16 protein-coding genes and 2 pseudogenes are annotated in these 18956 nt (G+C 39.0%); 17 read left to right on the top strand and 1 reads right to left on the bottom strand.

Annotated features, from left to right (window positions below):
• Positions 1 to 163: 163 nt before the first annotated feature.
• The 15 genes and pseudogenes from D8797_RS02480 to D8797_RS10520 all read left to right on the top strand — a co-directional run bounded on the left by D8797_RS02480 (position 164) and on the right by D8797_RS10520 (position 16947).
• The gene (locus tag D8797_RS02480; RefSeq protein WP_061587820.1) at positions 164 to 451 is read left to right on the top strand and encodes a WXG100 family type VII secretion target; all 288 of its coding nucleotides are present in this window, start codon (positions 164 to 166) and stop codon (positions 449 to 451) included.
• Positions 452 to 527: 76 nt separating this feature from the next.
• The gene (esaA, locus tag D8797_RS02475) at positions 528 to 3506 is read left to right on the top strand and encodes a type VII secretion protein EsaA (RefSeq protein WP_125379125.1); all 2979 of its coding nucleotides are present in this window, start codon (positions 528 to 530) and stop codon (positions 3504 to 3506) included.
• Between the two features lie 11 nt (positions 3507 to 3517).
• On the top strand, positions 3518 to 3982 hold the full coding sequence (gene essA, locus D8797_RS02470) for a type VII secretion protein EssA (protein ID WP_125379124.1): 465 nt from the start codon (positions 3518 to 3520) through the stop codon (positions 3980 to 3982).
• Between the two features lie 94 nt (positions 3983 to 4076).
• A complete protein-coding gene (locus D8797_RS02465) occupies positions 4077 to 4325 on the top strand; it encodes an EsaB/YukD family protein (RefSeq protein ID WP_125379123.1) in 249 nt (82 codons plus the stop codon).
• The gene (essB, locus tag D8797_RS02460; RefSeq protein WP_125379122.1) at positions 4318 to 5574 is read left to right on the top strand and encodes a type VII secretion protein EssB; all 1257 of its coding nucleotides are present in this window, start codon (positions 4318 to 4320) and stop codon (positions 5572 to 5574) included. The genes D8797_RS02465 and essB overlap by 8 nt, the downstream gene beginning before the upstream one ends.
• A gap of 23 nt (positions 5575 to 5597) precedes the next feature.
• A complete protein-coding gene (essC, locus tag D8797_RS02455; protein WP_125379121.1) occupies positions 5598 to 10013 on the top strand; it encodes a type VII secretion protein EssC in 4416 nt (1471 codons plus the stop codon).
• Between the two features lie 14 nt (positions 10014 to 10027).
• On the top strand, positions 10028 to 10555 hold the full coding sequence (locus D8797_RS02450) for an MFS transporter (RefSeq protein WP_125379120.1): 528 nt from the start codon (positions 10028 to 10030) through the stop codon (positions 10553 to 10555).
• Between the two features lie 2 nt (positions 10556 to 10557).
• On the top strand, positions 10558 to 10947 hold the full coding sequence (locus D8797_RS02445) for a hypothetical protein (protein WP_125379119.1): 390 nt from the start codon (positions 10558 to 10560) through the stop codon (positions 10945 to 10947).
• Between the two features lie 10 nt (positions 10948 to 10957).
• Entirely contained in the window at positions 10958 to 11290 is a 333-nt protein-coding gene (locus D8797_RS02440; protein WP_125379118.1) for a hypothetical protein, read from the top strand.
• 11 nt (positions 11291 to 11301) lie between these two features.
• Positions 11302 to 11958: a hypothetical protein gene (locus D8797_RS02435; protein ID WP_125379117.1), complete on the top strand. Its 657-nt coding sequence runs from the start codon at positions 11302 to 11304 to the stop codon at positions 11956 to 11958.
• Position 11959: 1 nt separating this feature from the next.
• Complete coding sequence (locus tag D8797_RS02430; RefSeq protein WP_125379116.1) at positions 11960 to 12607, top strand: hypothetical protein; 648 nt, start codon at positions 11960 to 11962, stop codon at positions 12605 to 12607.
• 2 nt (positions 12608 to 12609) lie between these two features.
• A complete protein-coding gene (locus tag D8797_RS02425) occupies positions 12610 to 14850 on the top strand; it encodes a hypothetical protein (RefSeq protein WP_125379115.1) in 2241 nt (746 codons plus the stop codon).
• A 1-nt stretch (position 14851) separates the two neighbouring features.
• On the top strand, positions 14852 to 15319 hold the full coding sequence (locus tag D8797_RS02420) for a UCP033725 family protein (RefSeq protein WP_125379114.1): 468 nt from the start codon (positions 14852 to 14854) through the stop codon (positions 15317 to 15319).
• Entirely contained in the window at positions 15316 to 16200 is an 885-nt protein-coding gene (locus D8797_RS02415) for a DUF4299 family protein (protein ID WP_125379113.1), read from the top strand. Before D8797_RS02420 ends, D8797_RS02415 begins: the two co-directional genes overlap by 4 nt.
• A 176-nt stretch (positions 16201 to 16376) precedes the next feature.
• Positions 16377 to 16947 (top strand): annotated as a pseudogene (locus D8797_RS10520) (DUF6572 domain-containing protein).
• 15 nt (positions 16948 to 16962) lie between these two features.
• Here the strand turns inward: D8797_RS10520 and D8797_RS02405 are convergent.
• Positions 16963 to 17196: pseudogene (locus D8797_RS02405) on the bottom strand (transposase); the annotation flags it as partial.
• A gap of 189 nt (positions 17197 to 17385) precedes the next feature.
• Between D8797_RS02405 and D8797_RS02400 the strand changes: the two are divergent.
• Both D8797_RS02400 and D8797_RS02395 read left to right on the top strand, forming a co-directional pair.
• Complete coding sequence (locus D8797_RS02400; protein ID WP_260471192.1) at positions 17386 to 17823, top strand: hypothetical protein; 438 nt, start codon at positions 17386 to 17388, stop codon at positions 17821 to 17823.
• A gap of 82 nt (positions 17824 to 17905) precedes the next feature.
• Positions 17906 to 18910: a hypothetical protein gene (locus D8797_RS02395; RefSeq protein WP_125379112.1), complete on the top strand. Its 1005-nt coding sequence runs from the start codon at positions 17906 to 17908 to the stop codon at positions 18908 to 18910.
• Positions 18911 to 18956: the final 46 nt, after the last annotated feature.

Raw genomic sequence — 18956 nt, 5'->3', positions numbered from 1 at the left:
AAAACTAAGCTGAACCCAGTAAATCAAGTTACAATTAGGCTTTAAATTATCTGTAGATTATTAGTATTTATAAAAAATTGTATTTATTTTTATCTAAACACTTGAAATTATAGATATTAATTGTTACAATTACATTATCATTATTTATTTTAAGGAGAAAAATATGGCACAAATTAAATTAACTCCAGAAGACCTTCGTCAGTCTGCAACTAAATATACTAGTGGTTCTGAAAATGTGACCCAAGTTCTTAATGACTTGACTCGTGAGCAAGCAGTTATTGCTGAAAATTGGGACGGTTCTGCTTTTGATAGTTTTGAAGCACAATTCAATGAATTGTCTCCAAAAATTAAAGAATTTGCACAATTACTTCAAGATATCAATGCTCAGTTGGTTAAAGTTGCTGACATCATTGAGCGAACTGACCAAGATATTGCAGCACAGATCCATTAATTTTTTATAAGTGGCTTTAGGAAGGCGGGAGCCTTCCTGTTTTCATATCATAATAACATCGAGATTAAATAAGGTAATGCGAAACAATAAAATTTTAAAATATATAGGTAATACTTTAATAGTGGCTTTCTTGCTTGCTACTATGATTATTCTAAATATAGCTGTACAAAAAAATACTAGCAGTAGTAATGAAACGAAGCTAAAGGCAAGCCAGCAGACGAAGCTCAATGTGGCAATTGTCAATGAAGACCAATCCGTTAATGTAGACAAGAAAGAATATAATCTTGGCGCTAGCTATGTTAAGAATATTGAGCGAGATAATTCACAAAATTGGTTTGTTGTGACACGTGGAGTGGCGGATGCTGGTTTAGAAAAAGGGAAGTATCAGCTGGTTCTAACTATTCCGAGTGACTTTTCTGAAAAGATCCTAGATGTTAACAGCGTCAACGTAGATAAGACAACTGTGACCTACAAGGTTAATTCATCAGGGAATTTGCAGATTGAAAATGATGCGAATAAGTTAGCAAAGGATATCATTGCTGACCTGAACAGTCAATTGGTTGATATGTATATGGCGAGTATCTTGAGTAATCTTTATACGGCTCAACAGAATGTGCGAGCTAGTTCTCAGGTTCAAATCACCAATATCGGGAATTATAAAACGAATTTGCTAGATACTGCTATTAGTTCTAAAAATCTTTTTCCGACACTATATAGTTTATCCACATCTTCTGTTGATGCGAATAACACGTTAAAAACGACCTTAGAAAGTTATTCTCAAGTATTTGATACTTTAGGTCACTCTCAGACAACTTATGCTAATAACTTTAATAGTTTATTGAAGCAAAGAGGTGAAGATCAAATTAGCTATGCTGATTTCATGAATCAGCTGATGGGGATGAGCCGTGATACTTTAAGTGCTGAGACGAAGAAGCTTTATGACGATTTACAAACAGGGCAGGAAGCTCTTGATAAAAAGATTGGTTCGTTGGGGCAAGTTGATGTGAAAGATACTAGGACGTATGCAGGATTAACAGAGAATATTACACAACAGGTTGATGATTTAGAGAAAAATCTTGCAGCTGAGCGTACAAAGTTTAAAGAACATGAAAATAGGGTTAATGAATTTATTTCTAAAAAGCTGTCAGACTACTATAGTGTAAAGGAAGGTGATGTAGTTACTCTAAGTCAAGTACTTGATAAAGGTAATATTACTGCATTGACTGATGTAGAAAATACGCTAAAAGCAAAACTAAGTTCAGCTATTGCAGCCTTACCGTCTGAAGACTTCAGTGGAAAAAGTTTCACTGCTTTTGATCTTTCTATAAATATACCGACTCTTAATCCTGATGTGAAAAACTTTGGGACTCCTAGTGATAGCACTACTAGCGCTGAGCTCAATGCTTTAGCTGCTAAAGCTATCACGGCTAGCTATCCCATTCCTGCACCAGCTGGTACGAAGGTAAAAGTAGCTTGGAAGGCGAAAACGGGTGTAACAGTGGATTCAGTGTCTTATAACGGTGCTGCTATCACAGAAAACCAAGAGGTCCTACTAGCTGAGAATGCACAGTTTGAAATTCACTATAGTGTGACGAATGATGTTGCCTCTACAACGACAGCAGGGGCTATAGAGATTTTTCTAGATGGAGTACCTGCTACTAGTGCACCTATTGATGTTCAAGCTCTTCAGCAGGCAGCGGCTAGTTATGGAGATAAAGCGCAAAGAATCGCCTCCACTTATCAGCATGTCAATTCTTTACTTCAAGTTTATTCTTCTATAGAGCAATTGAAAACAGGAAGAATGAATGAAGTGCTATCATCTCTTCTATTGGAAGCTATCCAATCTAATTTAGATGAGTATAAAGTAAGCCTTTCTAAGACGGAGAACACTTCAGATAACAAAAGTGTGCAACAAAGACTTGATGATACATTGGGGCAGTTGAAAAAAACAGGTCCTGAGTTAAAGCAGAATTTAGAAGAAGTTGCTAAAAACAATGAACAGCTAGCGAGCGGTATTACTAAACAGATGGCGCATTATGAGAGTTTGAAAGAGCGCTTGGCCAATATAGCTACTGCTCAGACTAGTAGTACGGCAGCTCTAGCTAAAACGGACTCCGATTTGTCTGCGCTTAATTCTGAATTTAGCTCGTTGTTAACAGAAACATCGGGTGTGAAGGCGTCATCTCAAAGTAATATTCAGGCCGCTGAATCTGCAAATCAAATCTTTACTAGCTTTAATCGTGAGCTAGCCAATGCTCAAGGTAGTACAGAAAAGTTGTCTACTGACGCGGAGATTCTAATGGCGCAGTTTAATGAAGAGTTAGCTACTAATGGAAACTTTGTTGAATCCTTTGTCAAAGTTCTTAATAATGCCTATGAAAATGGGGTTCCAAATGAAGTTCTACTCAAATTTTTATCTAATCCAGTGGCACAAAATTCATCTTCTGTTAAGGCAACGATCAATGTTTATCGTCCATTTACCTGGATTTTATTATTAGAGATTGTCAGCTTATTTACAGCTTATCTTTTTGCGACACAAAATATTATCCGCAAGGTCAAAGATAAGTTTAAACTAGATAGACTACATGATACAGATGTTATGAATGTCGGTATTTTATCTTTCTTGGCTTTGACTATTGGCTTGATTGTTGGGGTTGTGTCTAGTGTCCAGCTTCAAGTTGGTAGAGAATATTTACCATCATGGGTCCTATTAATGGTCTCAGCTTCCTTCATTCTGGTTCAAGGACAATATTTGTTGCTTAAGCATTCTCGTATTATTGGTATGGGCCTTACCTTCTTTATGATGATTAGTTTTGTTTATCTTTCGAATGCTATCGGTACAACAGCTAGCTTGACAGGCTTCCCTTCCTTTATCAAGAGTCTCAATGCCTTGTCAGTTTTAGAAGGTCTTCTTTCAGGATACTTTGACGGTCAGCCAGCAAACTTCTTTGTCTTCTTTGCGATGTTGATTGTTATAACTTTGTTACTTATGACAAATATCTTTGTTAAAGTGAAAAGTTTGCAATATCAAATACTTCAAACTGAGAAAGTATAGAAAATAAGGATATGAAAAAAATAGTTCTCTTATTTCTTTCTTTGGGAATAACTGCAGCAGTCTCAATGGCTGCTGCAGATGACCTGAAGGACAATAGCCTACAAATTGATAATTCCAGACTTGAGAGAGAAGAGGAATTGAGTTTTGGCGTGCAGTCTGAACAAATCAAGGATCTTTTTAATGAATCGACTCGACAGAAACTGCAGGAAATCCAACACTATCAAGACGAACAGTTGATCACCGAAAGGGGCCAGCTGTTTTCTGCTATACAGGAGGCAATGAAAAAATCACCTGAAGAGCAGCTGTTTCAACTTGATTCTCAAAAATTATCTAAATTACAAACAAACATAGGCGATGAAGATGCTAGTGATTTGAGTGACGTTCTTCCTGGGATTCTTTACTCTGTGCTCGTTATATTGCTTATTGGAGCAACAGGTATTATGAGCTATCGAGTAGCGACGGCGGAGATGGATTAGCTACATTTTGGGAAGACGGCTTTGTGTGATGATCTGAAGTGACTCAGTAAGTAATAATCATAGAATGACATATCAAATAGGAGAGACGTGAGAAATGGAACAACATATCAATATTACTCTACGCTTAAGAAATAGGGATGTAGATATCAGAATTCCCCAGCAGATTGAAGTACGCAGGCTGATTCGAGAAATTGATAATATTTTCAATCCAGATATAAAGCGGAAAAAGTACCAGCTACGGATTGTCAATAAAGGTTTACTAATTGATGAGGGTAAGTATCTGTCGGATTATCCTATGACGACAGGAGATTTAGTAGAGATAGAGGAGATACTAGGTGACTGAAGAAAGATTTGTATTTGGCGAACAGCCATTTATCTATGAAAAAAATGAAACAAGCTGGCAGCTGAAACTGAAGAGATCTGATGTAGCCAGTCAGGATTTGCGGGAGCTCCTGCTTTTGGATTTGCATCATCCGTTCTTTTTGGAACAGACCATGGGGGCAGATGAGGATAGTGTGACGTTTACATATGAATTAGAGCCCCACGGACTTAGCTATGGAGAACTCAAGACTCGTACGATTTCAGAGCGGCTTCGTTTAGCGCTGAATGTTTTTTCTCTAGAGTCAGCCTTAGATCTACCAGTGACTTTTCTGCTCCATCCAGATAATCTCTTTATCACTAAGAATGCTCAAGCTAAAATCGCTTATAGAGGTGTACCAGGGATCATGACTCCCCAGTCTTTATCAGCAGAGGACTTTTTACGTCAGGCTAAATGTTTTACAGTGACACTTTTTAGCGACTTAGACTTTATGGATCTCTACAATGGATCGCTAGAATTAGAAACTCTACCAGACTTTCTTAACGAGCTACGCCAGACAACGACCATATCAGATGCGATGGCTGTCTTAGAAAAATATTATTTGGAGAAAGTGGCTCAGGAAAAGGCAAATTTAGTTTTGGTGCCAAGCAGGCGCCACCGAGTTTTTAAATTAGCAACGATCTGGTTGACAGCAGGAATCATTCTGCTCTTCATTCCTCTAGTCTATCTGATTTTCCTACAAAATCCTTTTAAAGAAAAACTTTTGCAGGCAGATACTGCTTTCATCAAAGTTGACTATAGTGGGGTAATCACAGAGTTAGAAGGGATTACCCCCTCTAGCCTGCCAAATACTCAAAAGTATGAATTAGCCTACTCTTATATTCAAGGATTGGAGTTTTCTTCCGATCAAAAGAAGGTTATTCTTAATAATGTGACTCTTAAGTCAGATGAGCTTTATCTGATTTATTGGATTCAAATTGGTCGCAATAAGTTTGAGGATGCTCTAGATACTGCGAAGCGTGTTAATGATAGCGATTTGATTCTTTATGCTTTGAACCAAGAAATCAAGCAAGTTCGTGAGGATGATAAGTTGTCAGGTAAAGACCGTGAAGCTAAACTGGATTCCTTGGAAAACGAGTACAAGAAATATTGGGATAGTCGAAGTGAGCTTTTAGCAAGTGAGTCTAGCTCTAGTGCATCCAGTCAGCAAGATGAAGCCTCTGATAACAAATCTTCAACTGAGACGAAATCTAGTGCGTCCTCGAGCAAATAAAATAGGCCAAGGAGTAAGAAAACATGACAAAACAAGTAATTTTCTATACAAAAGGCCTACGCTATGAATTAGAAGTGGAGGGAGATAAAACATTCCTGATCGGTGCAACTGAAAAGGCGCAGGTTCATCTCCCTCAACAGACTGTTCCCATTCAACTTAAGATTGATGGGGAGGATATTTTTTATCAGTATGGGGAAGAAACGGGCCTTTTGAAGGACGGACTAACTCTGGGGGAAGTCGTCTTTTACCTTCGCGAGGGAGAGACACGAATTTATGATCTATTGGACTTATCCGAGTTTCAGATCGCTTCACAGAAAGATGCACTGATCACAGTAGACGAAGCGATTGAACTCTTACTCCAAAAATCTCAGAAGCAATGGAGGTTGACACGGCTAAAGGGCACCTTCTATCGAAACAATTGTTTGGAGGTAGAGGACCAGCAACTGCTTCGCTTTGGAGATGAGCTGAGTATTGGGGGAGTGACAATTAAACTCTATCCAGATGAAGTTTGGATTCAAGGACCCGCTCAGGTTGGAGACCAATTGCCTCTAAGAGAGCCCTCTCGTTATGGCTTTTATGAGGATTATCCAGATTATCACCGTTCACCACGTATCATCTATCGTGGGAGTGAGGATAAAATCTTGATCAATCCTCCAGGACAGGAACCAAGTAAGCCCAGTGATGAACTCTTAAAATTAATCATTCCTCCCCTTATGATGATTGGGGTCACTGTCCTCATTACCCTTGTCCAACCGCGAGGCATCTATATCCTCGCTACGGTCGGGATGTCAGCTGTCAGCTTGATTTTTTCAATCCGTGGTTTTATCAAAAACCGTAAGAAGTATAAGGCGGATAAGAAGGAGCGGGTTGACCTATATCATCTTTATCTGAGAGATAAGGCCATGGAATTGACCCGTCTAGAGCGGGAACAAAAAGAAGGGATGCATTACCATTTTCCGACGGTTCTGGAATTGACGGATTTGGTTGAGAGCTACAACCATCGGATTTACGAAAAGACTCCTTTGCATTTTGACTTCCTATACTATCGCTTGGGGTTAGGAAAACTTCCTACCAGCTATGAGTTGAGTTATGGCCAACAGGAGCGAAGCGGGAAGAAGGATGCGTTAGAAGAAGAGGGCTATGCACTTTATAGCCGTCATAAAAAGATTCCAGATATGCCTATTCCAGCGAATCTCAGCCATGGACCAGTGGGTTATGTCGGACCTAGAAATCTCGTCTTAGAACAGCTCCAGCTTTTGGTCATGCAGTTAGCGACTTTCCACTCTTATCACGATGTGCAGTTTATTACCATCTTGCCTGAAGAGGAGAGAGACCAATGGTCTTGGATGCGGTGGCTTCCGCATGCCAAGCTACAAGAGCTGAATGTCCGTGGTTTTGTCTACAACCAACGGACACGGGACCAAGTTTTAAACAGTTTGAACCAAATCTTAAAACTGCGCCGTACCCAAAAAGAGGAAGCCTCCCATAAGGAGAGCACGCTTTTCCATCCCCATTACGTGGTTTTAGTGACCGATGAAAAACTGATTTTGGACCACGTGATTATGGAGTTCTTTACCGAAGACCCAACAGAATTAGGCTGTTCGCTGGTCTTTGTGGAGGATGTGATGAGTTCCTTGTCTGAGAATATCCAGACAGTGATCAACATCAAGGACCGTAATACGGGCCAACTGGTCATGGAAGAAGGGGTCTTGAAAGAGACGGACTTCCTTTTGGATCATTTCCCAGCAGATTATGACAAGGAGCGGATTGCTCGTACCTTGGCACCGCTCAATCACCTCCAAAACCTCAAGAGTTCGATCCCAGATTCTGTGACCTTTATGGAAATGTATGGGGCAGAGACTTTTGAGGACTTGCAGGTATCGAGTCGTTGGAAAAAGAATGCCCCTTATAAGAGCTTGGCTGTTCCAATCGGTCTACGTGGCAAGGATGACCTGGTTCAGCTCAACCTCCATGAAAAGGCCCATGGGCCACATGGTTTGATCGCAGGTACGACGGGTTCAGGGAAGTCCGAAACGATCCAATCCTATATCCTGTCCCTTGCCGTCAACTTTCACCCTCATGATGTAGCCTTCTTGTTGATCGACTACAAGGGTGGGGGAATGGCCAATCTCTTTAAAAACCTACCCCACCTCTTGGGAACTATTACCAACTTGGATGGAGCCCAATCCATGCGGGCCCTGGCTTCGATCAATGCGGAGATCCATCGCCGGGAAAGGCTCTTTGGAGAGTTTGAAGTTAATCACATCAATCAATACCAGAAGAAATTTAGGAATGGGGAAGCGACCGAGCCCTTACCTCACCTCTTTCTCATCTCGGATGAGTTTGCAGAGCTTAAGGTCAACCAGCCCGACTTTATCAAGGAGCTGGTGTCTATCGCTCGGGTCGGGCGTTCCCTCGGGGTCCACTTGATCCTAGCCACTCAGAAGCCGTCTGGGGTCGTAGATGACCAGATCTGGTCCAATTCCCGCTTTAAGTTGGCGCTTAAGGTAGCCGATCGAGGCGACTCTATGGAAATGCTTCATACGCCAGATGCGGCCGAGATCACCCAGACAGGACGAGCTTATCTGCAAGTCGGCAACAATGAAGTCTATGAACTCTTCCAGTCAGCCTGGTCAGGCGCAGACTATCAGCCGGACAAGGATGATATGGGCATTGAGGACCATACAATTTATTTAATCAATGAATTGGGCCAATATGAAATCTTGAATGAAGACCTATCGGGCTTAGAAGAGGCGGATGAGATCAAGGAAGTTCCGACAGAGCTGGATGCGATTGTGCAAAATATCCAGCTCCTGTGTGAAGAGCAGAATATCCCGCCAGTACCACAACCTTGGTTGCCACCGTTGAAAGAGCGAATCACACTAGAGGACTTGGAAGCCGTGCAGCCAGTAGAGGCTTGGAAGCAAGAGAAGTCTCTTTCCTTCCTATTGGGAATGGCAGATATCCCACAGGCACAGAAGCAAGAAGCGGTCTCTATCAACCTCTCTAAGGATGGGCATGTCCTTCTTTACGGAAGTCCAGGTACAGGGAAGACAACCTTCCTTCAGACTGCCGGTATGGATTTGGCGAGAAAGCACAGTCCCAAGGATCTTACTATGTACTTGATGGACTTTGGGACCAATGGTTTGGCGCCCTTGTCCAAGCTTCCGCAGGTGGCAGATACCATGCTTTTAGATCAAGCAGAGAAGATTTCTAAGTTTGTGCGGATTATGGAGCGAGAGCTCAACCGCCGTAAGAAACTCCTATCGGACTGTGGCGTTGGGACCTTGGAGCTCTACCGTCAGGCTAGCGGTCAGGAAGAGCCTTCTATTGTTATTCTCTTAGATAGCTATGAGGCAATCAAGGAAGAGGCCTATGAGGCAGAGGTCTTCAAGCTCTTAGTGAGAATCTCCCGTGAAGGTCTTAGCGTCGGGGTTCATGTCTTGATGACAGCGGGCCGTCAGTCTAACCTTCGCGCTCAACTCTACTCGAACTTCAAGCACCAGCTGAGCCTGCCACAGAATGATGTGAGCGAAGTTCGCTCTATTGTGGGATCTACGCCATTAGCTATGACCATGGAAGACATCAAGGGTCGGGCACTCATGAAGCGTGAGGAAGTTGATGTCATCCAGCTGGCTCTGCCAGTAGCGGGTGTCAATGATGCACAAGTCCTCAATAATCTTCGTCAGGAAGTCGTTTCTCTTCAAGAATATTGGACTGGACAACGACCAAGCGCCATTCCGATGGTACCAGAGGAGTTGACGATTGATGGATTTATGAATCTACCGACCACTAAGGAAGCAATTGAAAATGACGAGCTACCAATTGGTGTGGAATTAGAAGAAGTGAAAACAGTTGGTCTGCCTGTGAACAAGTTGAGACATATATTGGTATTATCAGATAAAGAAATATCAATAAATTCTGTTACCAATCATATGATTAATATTTTGATTCATAGTGTTTCTAAGGATAAAATTACGATTTTTGATCCCGTTGACGACTACAGTCAATATTCGGATGAGGTTCGTTATTTTGCAGGATATGAAACAAATATTCGGACAGTATTGGATGAACTGAAAGAACAGATTATTTTAGCTAGAAAATGCCGTAAAGTATTTGATCACTATATTCTTATCACAGAAATGAATCAATTTGTGGCTCAAAGTAGTCTAGAACCAAATGAACTAGCGTTACTAATGGAAGAAGGACAACGAGTAGGACTTCATTTTATATTTGTTTCTCATAAAACTTTTATAACAAGTTATACAGATATTCCGAAATATATGAGAACGCACATTGATACAGCTGTTATAGCTATGAGAATGTCAGATCAGACCATTTATACAAGGTCTCAAACTGGAAAAGAAGAAAATCTACCAGCTGACCAAGTCTACCTGCAATACCAAGGTTCCCAGATACAGCTTAAAATTACACGGTAAACGAAAGGATTATCATGAAAGAAAAAGACTTACTTATCAAAGAATATCTTAGAGTAAAAAAAGAAGCTATTTATAGCCGCATTATATTCTTGCTAACGGCCGTTACAGGAGCTATTCTATCCTTTATTTTGGTCTATTCAAGATCTAGGAATCTAATCTTTGAAAATGTTTCAATTGGCTTAGTTGTGTTTGCAGGTATTGTTATATCAAGGCCGTATTGGACAAAAAAGAAACAATACGAGGCTCAATATCCAGAATTGAAAGGAATGTCTACAAGAGGAGCTGAAGCTTCTGGGGATTTTTGGGGAAGACATTTGATTGTATATCCAGCTATTCTTGTTTATATGGTTTGGGCCTTTTTCGCTTATTATCATCCTGCTCAAAATCAGGAAATAATAGATGTTGATCTCCCAGCGATTAGTACAGAAACTGAGTATAGTTTGGATTTTCCAAAATCAGATAGTTCAGCGAGCACAGGCGACAGTCAAGAAGACAACCAATCAGATGCTTCGTCGGTCGGACAAAATGAAAGTGGGGAGTAGAAATGGGAAAAGATCCAGCACTAAAGGCGAGAGTAATAGCTAACAAAGCAAAGAAAGCAAGATATGAGCGCGCAAAAAATGGCATTGCAAATAATAGATTATCTACAAAAAGAAGCTTGGAACAATTAGAAACTTATATTAAGCATTGTAAGGAGGCAATTGAGTATGTAGATAGTGAAGCAGGTTACCATTATTTAGGAGAATTTAAGACTAAATTATCAGAAGATGTCAAAGTTTTAGAGGAATATAAGAATTTTGCCAAAGATTCTAACGCTGCGTTTATGAACCTCTATACTCTGTTAGAGCAAAAGATTACTAGTCTAGAAAGTTCAATTGAAAAGGATCGTGCAGCTTATAATGAGGGCTTGCTACTTCCTTTTGAGTGGATTTAAGAGAGGAATTATGGATACAAATATTAATAAAAAAGATGGTAGCTATACTGCTGATATTATTAAGTATAATGATAGTGATATTCAAAAAATTCTTACTGATTTGAAAGCTATTAGTAGCTTGTTAGGTGAGGTAAAGAGTGAAATTGCCAAAATTGAGCAGCAAGAACACAATTGGCATGGCAAAACCAAAGATCAATATCTTGAGTTGAAAAGATTTATGAAAGATTATGGAACGGGTTATGGTAAGAGTATTAAAGAATTATATTCTACCGTCTCTAAACTGCAAACTTTGTTACATAATATTGATCAGTCTCATGTCATACAAGAAATTAAGAATGCATAGGGGGGATAGGGATGAAATTAACTCTAGAATCTTTGTATCTACTACAGCTATTTAATGATTTTTCAGGTGATTTGTCATTTATTCCTTTACCTGTTCTAAAAAATGAAAGTCGAAAAGAGGCTCTAATTCGTATAATTGAAAAAGGGTATGAAGATCTAAAAGCGGTGGGGCTCATCGAAGATGATAAACCGACGGAAGAATGTGTTGAGTATGGTTACTTTTTAAAGGAATATCATGAATCATCTTATCATTATCAAATTGATCAGAGTTATTTTTGCGCACCATCAGTTGATAAATTCAAAAGAATGACAGTTGTTTTATTAAAAGATGACGAAGGCTTTTATAGTATTTATCGGTTACCTAGTTTTCTTTTACTCGGAGCTATTATGCGCAAACATGAATTGCTGCACCATCTTGATGACAGAATAAAAGATTACATACACTCTGATTTTGAGATAGAACCTTTATTTAGCCTGCTAGTTAATCACGGACAAACAGAAGCCTTACGAATAGCAGTAGAGGAATTGGGACGTTATACACAGAATGTTGTATATTATGAGAAAAACAATAGTATCTATGAATATGATTTGAATCGGGAAGTTCAACGATCTATTGATAGTGACGAACTGAAGCATCTTATTCTTAGAAGAATGAAAGTAGAGGTTTAAGATGGTGGAAAAAATAGGAGTTGAAACCACAGAGCTTGAAGATATTGTTGGTCGGGCTGCTCATATTACAGATATGACTCAAGAAATTGTTGCAAAGATTACCGCCGTAACTGGGACCCTCCCAAACTTGTCTTCTCAAGGTTCTTTTCATGAATTAGTAGTATCTAATAAGACTAATGTTGGATTAGGTAATTTTGATAGAAAAGCCAAAGAATTTCAAACGTTATCCGAGGTCTTTTCAAGACATATTCAAAATACCTTAGAAGGGATGATTGATGTGGATCGCGCAATGGCGGTTTATGTCGCTAATCAATTGTTAAACAGTTCAAAAACAAGTGAAGAATATAAACAGTATATGCGAGAACAGCCAGAAGATGCCGTTAACTATTTGGCTGGGCAAGCTAAAAAGAGCAGAGAGGCTATTGTAGAAAAGAAAGTTTATGGGCCTTCCAAAGCTGATAATAATGGGCTTACTTCTGGTGGTAATTCAAATCTCGATCTTGGTATCAATAATAGCTATGCCACAGTGGATAGTAATGGCAATGTACGATTCTCGAATACATTTGGGACAAATCCGATTGGACAGAATCACTTTTCCACACCAGCAACAGGTAGCTCATTTAGTCAGAACAGCAAGGGAGGTAAGTAGTAGTGACAGAGTATTATTCTAATCGAGAGCATTTTGAGCGTTCACTTCCCGTTGCGACTTTTAATCATGAGATGAGTGAATTTTTAACGGATATTATAGAAGCGACTAAGATTATTAAAGACGAACAAGTGGATCATCTTTATGTACAAATAGGTACTGCTGAATTGGGACTTGAAAAAAGTTACTCAACCTTTGAAAAATCATCCAATCGTAGTGTTGACATGCAGACCTCTGCCCAAAAGGCCCATAAAGATATCATGGAAACTATTGATAGCAAATTTACGCTAGGGATGGATGAAACATTTAATAATTTGAATGATGTTAATGGCCAAAATAAGCAGTATAAGACCCAAAAGATGTCCTATACTAAAGCTTATGAAGGTCCTGGGGCAGGAGGCTCAACTTACGAGGAACATTATACTTTATCACAGCTCTTAAATTACAAGACAAGTCCAATTAAGGCAGCTAGAGAGGTTTATAATGGGAAAGTGAGTTTTGTAAAAGAGCGCATAAAACATCAGGATCAAATGACTGATGAAGAGATAAAGGCCATTAAAGGTAAAAATGTTGAGGAGTTGGTAGAGCTATACTTTCCTTCACAGATTCCAGATTACAACCGATTAAAGGCAACGAATTGGCAGGAGAATAACAAAGAATGGCTTGGCTATGTAGAGACTGGTTTTAAATGGGCAGCAGCCATTGTTGCGATAGTTGGAACTGGGGGATGGGGAGCAGCTGCAGCTACTTATATCATTGCAGATGGGGCATACTCTGCTGTGACAGGAAAAACGATGATTTCAGGAACACATCTTACTTCGGAGGAGCAGAAATGGGCAATGATAGAGACTGTTGCTACTGTAAGCGGTGCTGGTATGGGGAAATTAGGTAGAATCTTTGAGGGTAGGAAGATGACTAAACTAGCTGCAGTGGCTAATGTGGCTAGCAAATCGGATGAAGCAGCTGATGCGGCTCATGTCATGTACGATGTAGTGACTAAAGATCAAAGCGAAGCCATTGGCTCAGTTGCACAGTATGCTTTATTTAAGAGTGCTGGAGCAGCAGTTAAGAGTATTAGAAAATCATCTATTAGATCAGCAGATGATGTTTCTTTGAAAAACAATCTTGATAATGATGTAGCAGATCTAAGCAGTAGCAAATCTAATAATCTGACTCTGAAGACTGGCTCAGATCTATCAATTCCAAAGACTCAGAACCACGTAGACGTACCTGCTTCTGCTAAATCCCATGTAGATGTACCTACTTCAGGAGTAGCTGACGCAGAACTTGCTAAAGTGAAGCATACAGCTGATTTGAATCTGTCCACTAAATCTACAGTTAATGTACCAACTAACAAAACAGCTGATATCGACTTACCTACTGTCAAATCCCATACGGATATGAATCTATCTTCCAAGACAGTATCTAATGCAGCAACTGCAGCTGCAGTTGGAAAAGTCAAGCCAGGTGATGTGGATGTGCCGAAGGTGAAGGGGACAGCGAATCCATCACCAAGTCAACCAACAATTCGAGAAATCATTGACCAAAAACTAAAAGAGTATGGTGTTTCTTGGGATGAGTTTAATCGACTAAGGAATACGCATGTGACCAAAATGACACAGTCTGAATATGACATGATGATTGATATTCGTAATGCAATTCCGTATCCAAAGAAATCAACGGTCATGCAAAAGATTATGCCTATTGAAGCTGAGGTTTGGCTATTCAATAGGAAGGAAAAAGCAACAGCAGGTGGCTATGTAGCCAGACGTTCGGATGTGAAAAATATTACTAATATCAGAGAAGCTGTAGAAGGTTTGCGCCTTGATTATGAAAATTCTCCATTTGTTGAAACTATGATTGATGCAAATGGCAATAGGGTTGCAGTACGTGATCAGAATGGTAATTTGAAACTAAAAACAGATGCATACCTTCGCTTAGAGTACACTACTGATGAGACGGGCTATATTCAAATTCCATATGGGGATATGGAAGGGAATTTAATTGATACCGATGGTAATATTATAAAGAATCGATCTACAGGTGAGCCTGAGAAAGTAATAGACCCTGCTAGTGGAAATGGCTTCATAAAATCAGATTCAGACGAGTTTTTGGTTCCAGAATATCTTCATTCAGATAGAAGTAGACTCAAGGAAGGCTCTAAATTGTATCTAAATGTTGGAGGAGAGGAAGTCTTGGTTGGTAGGGTTAATAAAGACGGTATAATGGAATATGTGGAGGGTTAGTATGCGTAAAGAATTTTTAGTTTACCAAAATAAAGTATACTCTAATTTTGTGAATTATATAAATGACTATATCCTTCTTTCAGAAGATCCGGCAATGTTGAAAGAAGGCTATTTCCCCTATAGTTCCTATGTAGATGGTGAAGAAGAAGGTCTATACGGGAAGCTTGTGCCTTATAGTGAAGTTAGTCAGAGGTATTCGGTTTATGATCGTGTTTTGTATAAAGAACATGAATTTACAATTGCTGGTCACAAGCATGGGGATGATGATTTTACAGCACCCGATTCTTATGTGCGACTCCTGGTTTTTGATAAAGAATTTCTAATTGAAAACAATTTAGCTGATGATGCGGAATTATTGGATGAGAAATATGGCCAGACCATGTATGCATCAGGAAAAATCCCTGTCAGCGAAGTAACGATTCTACGTCGCAGAAAAAATCTACCAGTAGACAGAAGGAGAAAAATATGAAATCAGTTAATTTTACAATAAAAAGCAACCAATCACTAAGAATTGGTGAGGTGCTTCAAGCAGAACTCTTTGAATGTTACAGCGTTTCCGCTAAGGATGCAGGATTAAAGCCATCTGCAGACTCTCTTATTTCGGATTTCCATTCTGTTCAGTTTGGGGTCAAAGAGAAGTCTAGTTTAGGGTTCCGTCTATCTTTTGATGGTCAAGTTTATCAGGTAGCTGTTCCAGATTTGGCGACAGCTTCTGACTGGACTGGGGCCTTGATGTTCTTGAAAACCTTGCTCATTCTCTTAGATGTAAATGTCTGCGAACATGATGGTGTGGCGTATGATAAAGATTCTATTCTAGAATTTCATTTCACGGATATTTTCTTATCTGCTCTTTCAGAATTGACCAAGGAAGTAAAAGTCCATCCTATAGTAGAAGTTATGGGAGTGAAACGTCCCATTTACATCAATGAACTCTACCTAGGGCAGATTATCCATGTTCCGGACGAGCAACTTTTGAATAGCTATGACCAGCGTTTGCGCTTTACCCAACAGCTGAATGCTTATTACTCTGAGCAGCAAGTTTTTAAAGTAGAGCAAAATGGAGAGGATATCATCATTCCTGTCAACTATCTAAATAGTGAAGGACGAACAATCTTACCGGCTCAACCAGAGTTAGAACCTCAATATTTGCAACAGTATAGAGGAAGTAAGGTTGCAGTTCCACGACTATTTATCATGACAGCCGATGGGGAAAAACTAGCCGAAGTTCCTTATCGTCAGTACTTAGAGTCATTGACCGAGGGCATCTATATGCTGGATGCCAAGTATGTTCTGGTGGACCCAATTTCACCTGATACTTTGCAAGCGGTCTTGAAAAAGGGAGGATTTTAAGAAAAATTCCCTTTCAGTTAGCTTTTTTCAATGTTAGAATGTGAAGAGAAACGTAATATCTTAAAAAATAGAAGTATATTTACATATAGATCTTGTTAATGCGAAGTCGAGTAAGAATAGGGTAGTATGAGCCAAATAAAAGGGATGAAGAAAACGGTTGTTATACAACGTCCTGGATGACAGGAGGACTTCAAGATAGAGAAGTTTTTATCCAGTCAGTCAAGAATTAGTAGACAAGCCTCTAAGGTCGGAACAGGACGTTTATGAGGTGGAACTATTCTTGGCAACTGGCGAGTGGGTGACTAAGGAAATCAAGGAAGTAGCTAGACAAAATTGTTTTAGATTAATACCCACTCGTATTTTAGTAAATCCGTCGTCAGTGAAACGGCTATTTTCCGATCAAGAATTTAAAGAGTTGTTATATAAAGCCATATCTTCAGAACTAGAATCAATTGAACTTGACGCTATTGGTACAATTGATAATTATTTAGAACTTCTTCTTGTTAATACAGTGGATTGGCAGGAGGAGATGGAAGCAGTCCATTTGGAAATTCTTCAAGAAAAACTGAACAACTATATTTATTTCCTTGAAAGTAAGCAGTATATAGGGCGATATGGAGATAATTTTGCTAAAAAATCATCCACATCACATTTCAGTATTCCCCATCTGATAACGGCTTGGCTTTTCTTGCAGCTGCTCAGAAAGTCTTGCAACCCACAAATAAAAAGGCTCTTTGTCAACTGTAGTGGGTTGCTGAAAAGTTACAATCTGGAGAGAACTAAATTGGTTCTCTCCTTTTTGATGTTCAAAGCGAGGAGGATTCTAGTTTTAAAATTGTCAAAGTTCCGAAAGCCAAAAGCGTTGCGCTTGATGACTTTGATGAGGTTGTTGGTAGCCTCCATTTTTGCATTTGAGTAGGGTAGTTCCAGTGCGTTGATAATTTTATCTTTCTCTTTCAAAAAGGTCTTAAAAACAGTTTGAAAGATAGGATTTACCCACTACAGAAATTATAGAGCCCAAATATGAGTTTTAAGGTAGAATTGCCAGAGTGATAAAGAGAGGGAATTTAGAGGAGACGACCATCTTCTCTTTTTTGTTTGCGACAGACCATATCCTCCTATCGGCGCTCAATGTTCAATATTCAATATGGTATAATGGGACAAGGTAGATGGACGACTAGTCTAATGATAGGAGAATGGGCAATTGAAAGCAAAAAAATTGGTGTTATCTTTCTAATTTTAATTGGTGTATGTAGCCTTTTTGTATTTGGTATTCGAGAGTTTGAAAAACAAGACTTATCTAAATATGAATATTGGATTGTAGATACAGAAATTACGGATTATGAATTTATTGAAAATGGGAAAATGATCACAGTTGATTGGCACAGTAAAAAGGAAGTCAATCAACAAGTAAGTGTTCTTGATAAAAAACCTAAATTTGGCTCTCCAGGGCGAATAGCTGGCAGACGTTTCCTTGTTTCCTATGCGGCGCGATTCAAAGCAAAATCCGCCTGGAATGAAGTGCGAGATGATTTTCCTATTCTAGAACAAAATTATCCAGATAAGGGGGAATATTGGCAAGAGTATCAAGAATCAATCTTAATGCAAGGGAAGGGATGCTGATATACCTTATCGTAGAGGAGAGGATATCCGAATTCAACATAATCAGCTGTTTGATCGTTTAGTTGGTTCAGGAGGACAATAAATGAATAAAAGAAAACAAATTATTTTAGTGATAGCTGTCTTACTAGTAGCTTTCTGTAGCTTTGTTTATCTAAAAAAACAATTCTTTTCTCCTTCCAAGCCAAAGGAAGAGTCTAGAAAGGAAACGATTGTATATGATTCTTCGCTGAAAGATATTACTCTGATAGATGATGAGCGCTATGTCTTAGTTAGTCCTAAAGATGTAAATTGGCAATCTAACGATTTAGTAATTACAAGAAATTATGTAGTTTCCTCTTTTGTATCATATGATCAAACATATTCTAAAGAATATAAAAGATTATCTAGTAAGCTCACAGCATTCGAAATTTTAACCTATGATCTGCGTAAGAAAAATTTTGAAGAAAAGCGTATAGACCTCAAAAAGACTGTAGAGAAGTATACTTCAGAGTATAGCTTGATAGATGATGGTTCTATGGAAAATATAGGGTTCGGTATTCATCATGATAACATAGATTATATAGAAGTTTTTGTATCTAAAAAAAATAATATAAAAGAAAGAAAAACACTATTGTTAAATCTGGAAAATGGGAAATTGACAGAGCTTAGTGAAGCGATGGAAGAGGTAATTCTTGCACAAAATAGTTTCCCCTCCCTATCTAGAACTAATCTTGATGATATTCTATATTTTAATGGATTTTCAGACTTAAATGATCTAGGTTATATTAATGATAAAAATGAGAACGAGATTGGTCAGGATATTAATTTTAGCCATGAATTTCCTGACTTAGTAAAACGTCTAAAGAAAAATAGAATTACAGAAATTCTGTATCGTAGAGGCTTGGTTTCTCCTGCGGATTACTATGAAGATCTTCGCCATTGGTTTGCGCCAGTTGGTCAGGATAAGCTAGATATAATCGCAAAGGATTATGAAACGAATGAAGAAACTCCTTTAAATAATTACCAAGAATTCATTGATTGGTCCAAAGCGGAAGCTAAAAAAGCACAGGAAAGCATAAACGCAAATAGGAAAAAAGAGACAAATTAATACGACACAAATTTACGAAACATCTGTTCGGTTAGATGCGGCAGTA

The organism is Streptococcus cristatus (genome assembly GCF_003944225.1).
GTDB classification, from domain to species: domain Bacteria; phylum Bacillota; class Bacilli; order Lactobacillales; family Streptococcaceae; genus Streptococcus; species Streptococcus cristatus_K.
Note: the sequence above shows the minus strand (reverse complement) of the source record. Positions and strands in the feature narration are given on the sequence as shown.

What these genes read in the sequence shown, in the direction of transcription:
- D8797_RS02480 (WP_061587820.1), top strand. Translation starts at nt 164, where the DNA reads ATGGCACAAATTAAATTAACTCCAGAAGACCTTCGTCAGTCTGCAACT.
- esaA (WP_125379125.1), top strand. Translation starts at nt 528, where the DNA reads ATGCGAAACAATAAAATTTTAAAATATATAGGTAATACTTTAATAGTG.
- essA (WP_125379124.1), top strand. Translation starts at nt 3,518, where the DNA reads ATGAAAAAAATAGTTCTCTTATTTCTTTCTTTGGGAATAACTGCAGCA.
- D8797_RS02465 (WP_125379123.1), top strand. Translation starts at nt 4,077, where the DNA reads ATGGAACAACATATCAATATTACTCTACGCTTAAGAAATAGGGATGTA.
- essC (WP_125379121.1), top strand. Translation starts at nt 5,598, where the DNA reads ATGACAAAACAAGTAATTTTCTATACAAAAGGCCTACGCTATGAATTA.
- D8797_RS02450 (WP_125379120.1), top strand. Translation starts at nt 10,028, where the DNA reads ATGAAAGAAAAAGACTTACTTATCAAAGAATATCTTAGAGTAAAAAAA.
- D8797_RS02445 (WP_125379119.1), top strand. Translation starts at nt 10,558, where the DNA reads ATGGGAAAAGATCCAGCACTAAAGGCGAGAGTAATAGCTAACAAAGCA.
- D8797_RS02440 (WP_125379118.1), top strand. Translation starts at nt 10,958, where the DNA reads ATGGATACAAATATTAATAAAAAAGATGGTAGCTATACTGCTGATATT.
- D8797_RS02435 (WP_125379117.1), top strand. Translation starts at nt 11,302, where the DNA reads ATGAAATTAACTCTAGAATCTTTGTATCTACTACAGCTATTTAATGAT.
- D8797_RS02430 (WP_125379116.1), top strand. Translation starts at nt 11,960, where the DNA reads ATGGTGGAAAAAATAGGAGTTGAAACCACAGAGCTTGAAGATATTGTT.
- D8797_RS02420 (WP_125379114.1), top strand. Translation starts at nt 14,852, where the DNA reads ATGCGTAAAGAATTTTTAGTTTACCAAAATAAAGTATACTCTAATTTT.
- D8797_RS02415 (WP_125379113.1), top strand. Translation starts at nt 15,316, where the DNA reads ATGAAATCAGTTAATTTTACAATAAAAAGCAACCAATCACTAAGAATT.
- D8797_RS02400 (WP_260471192.1), top strand. Translation starts at nt 17,386, where the DNA reads ATGATAGGAGAATGGGCAATTGAAAGCAAAAAAATTGGTGTTATCTTT.
- D8797_RS02395 (WP_125379112.1), top strand. Translation starts at nt 17,906, where the DNA reads ATGAATAAAAGAAAACAAATTATTTTAGTGATAGCTGTCTTACTAGTA.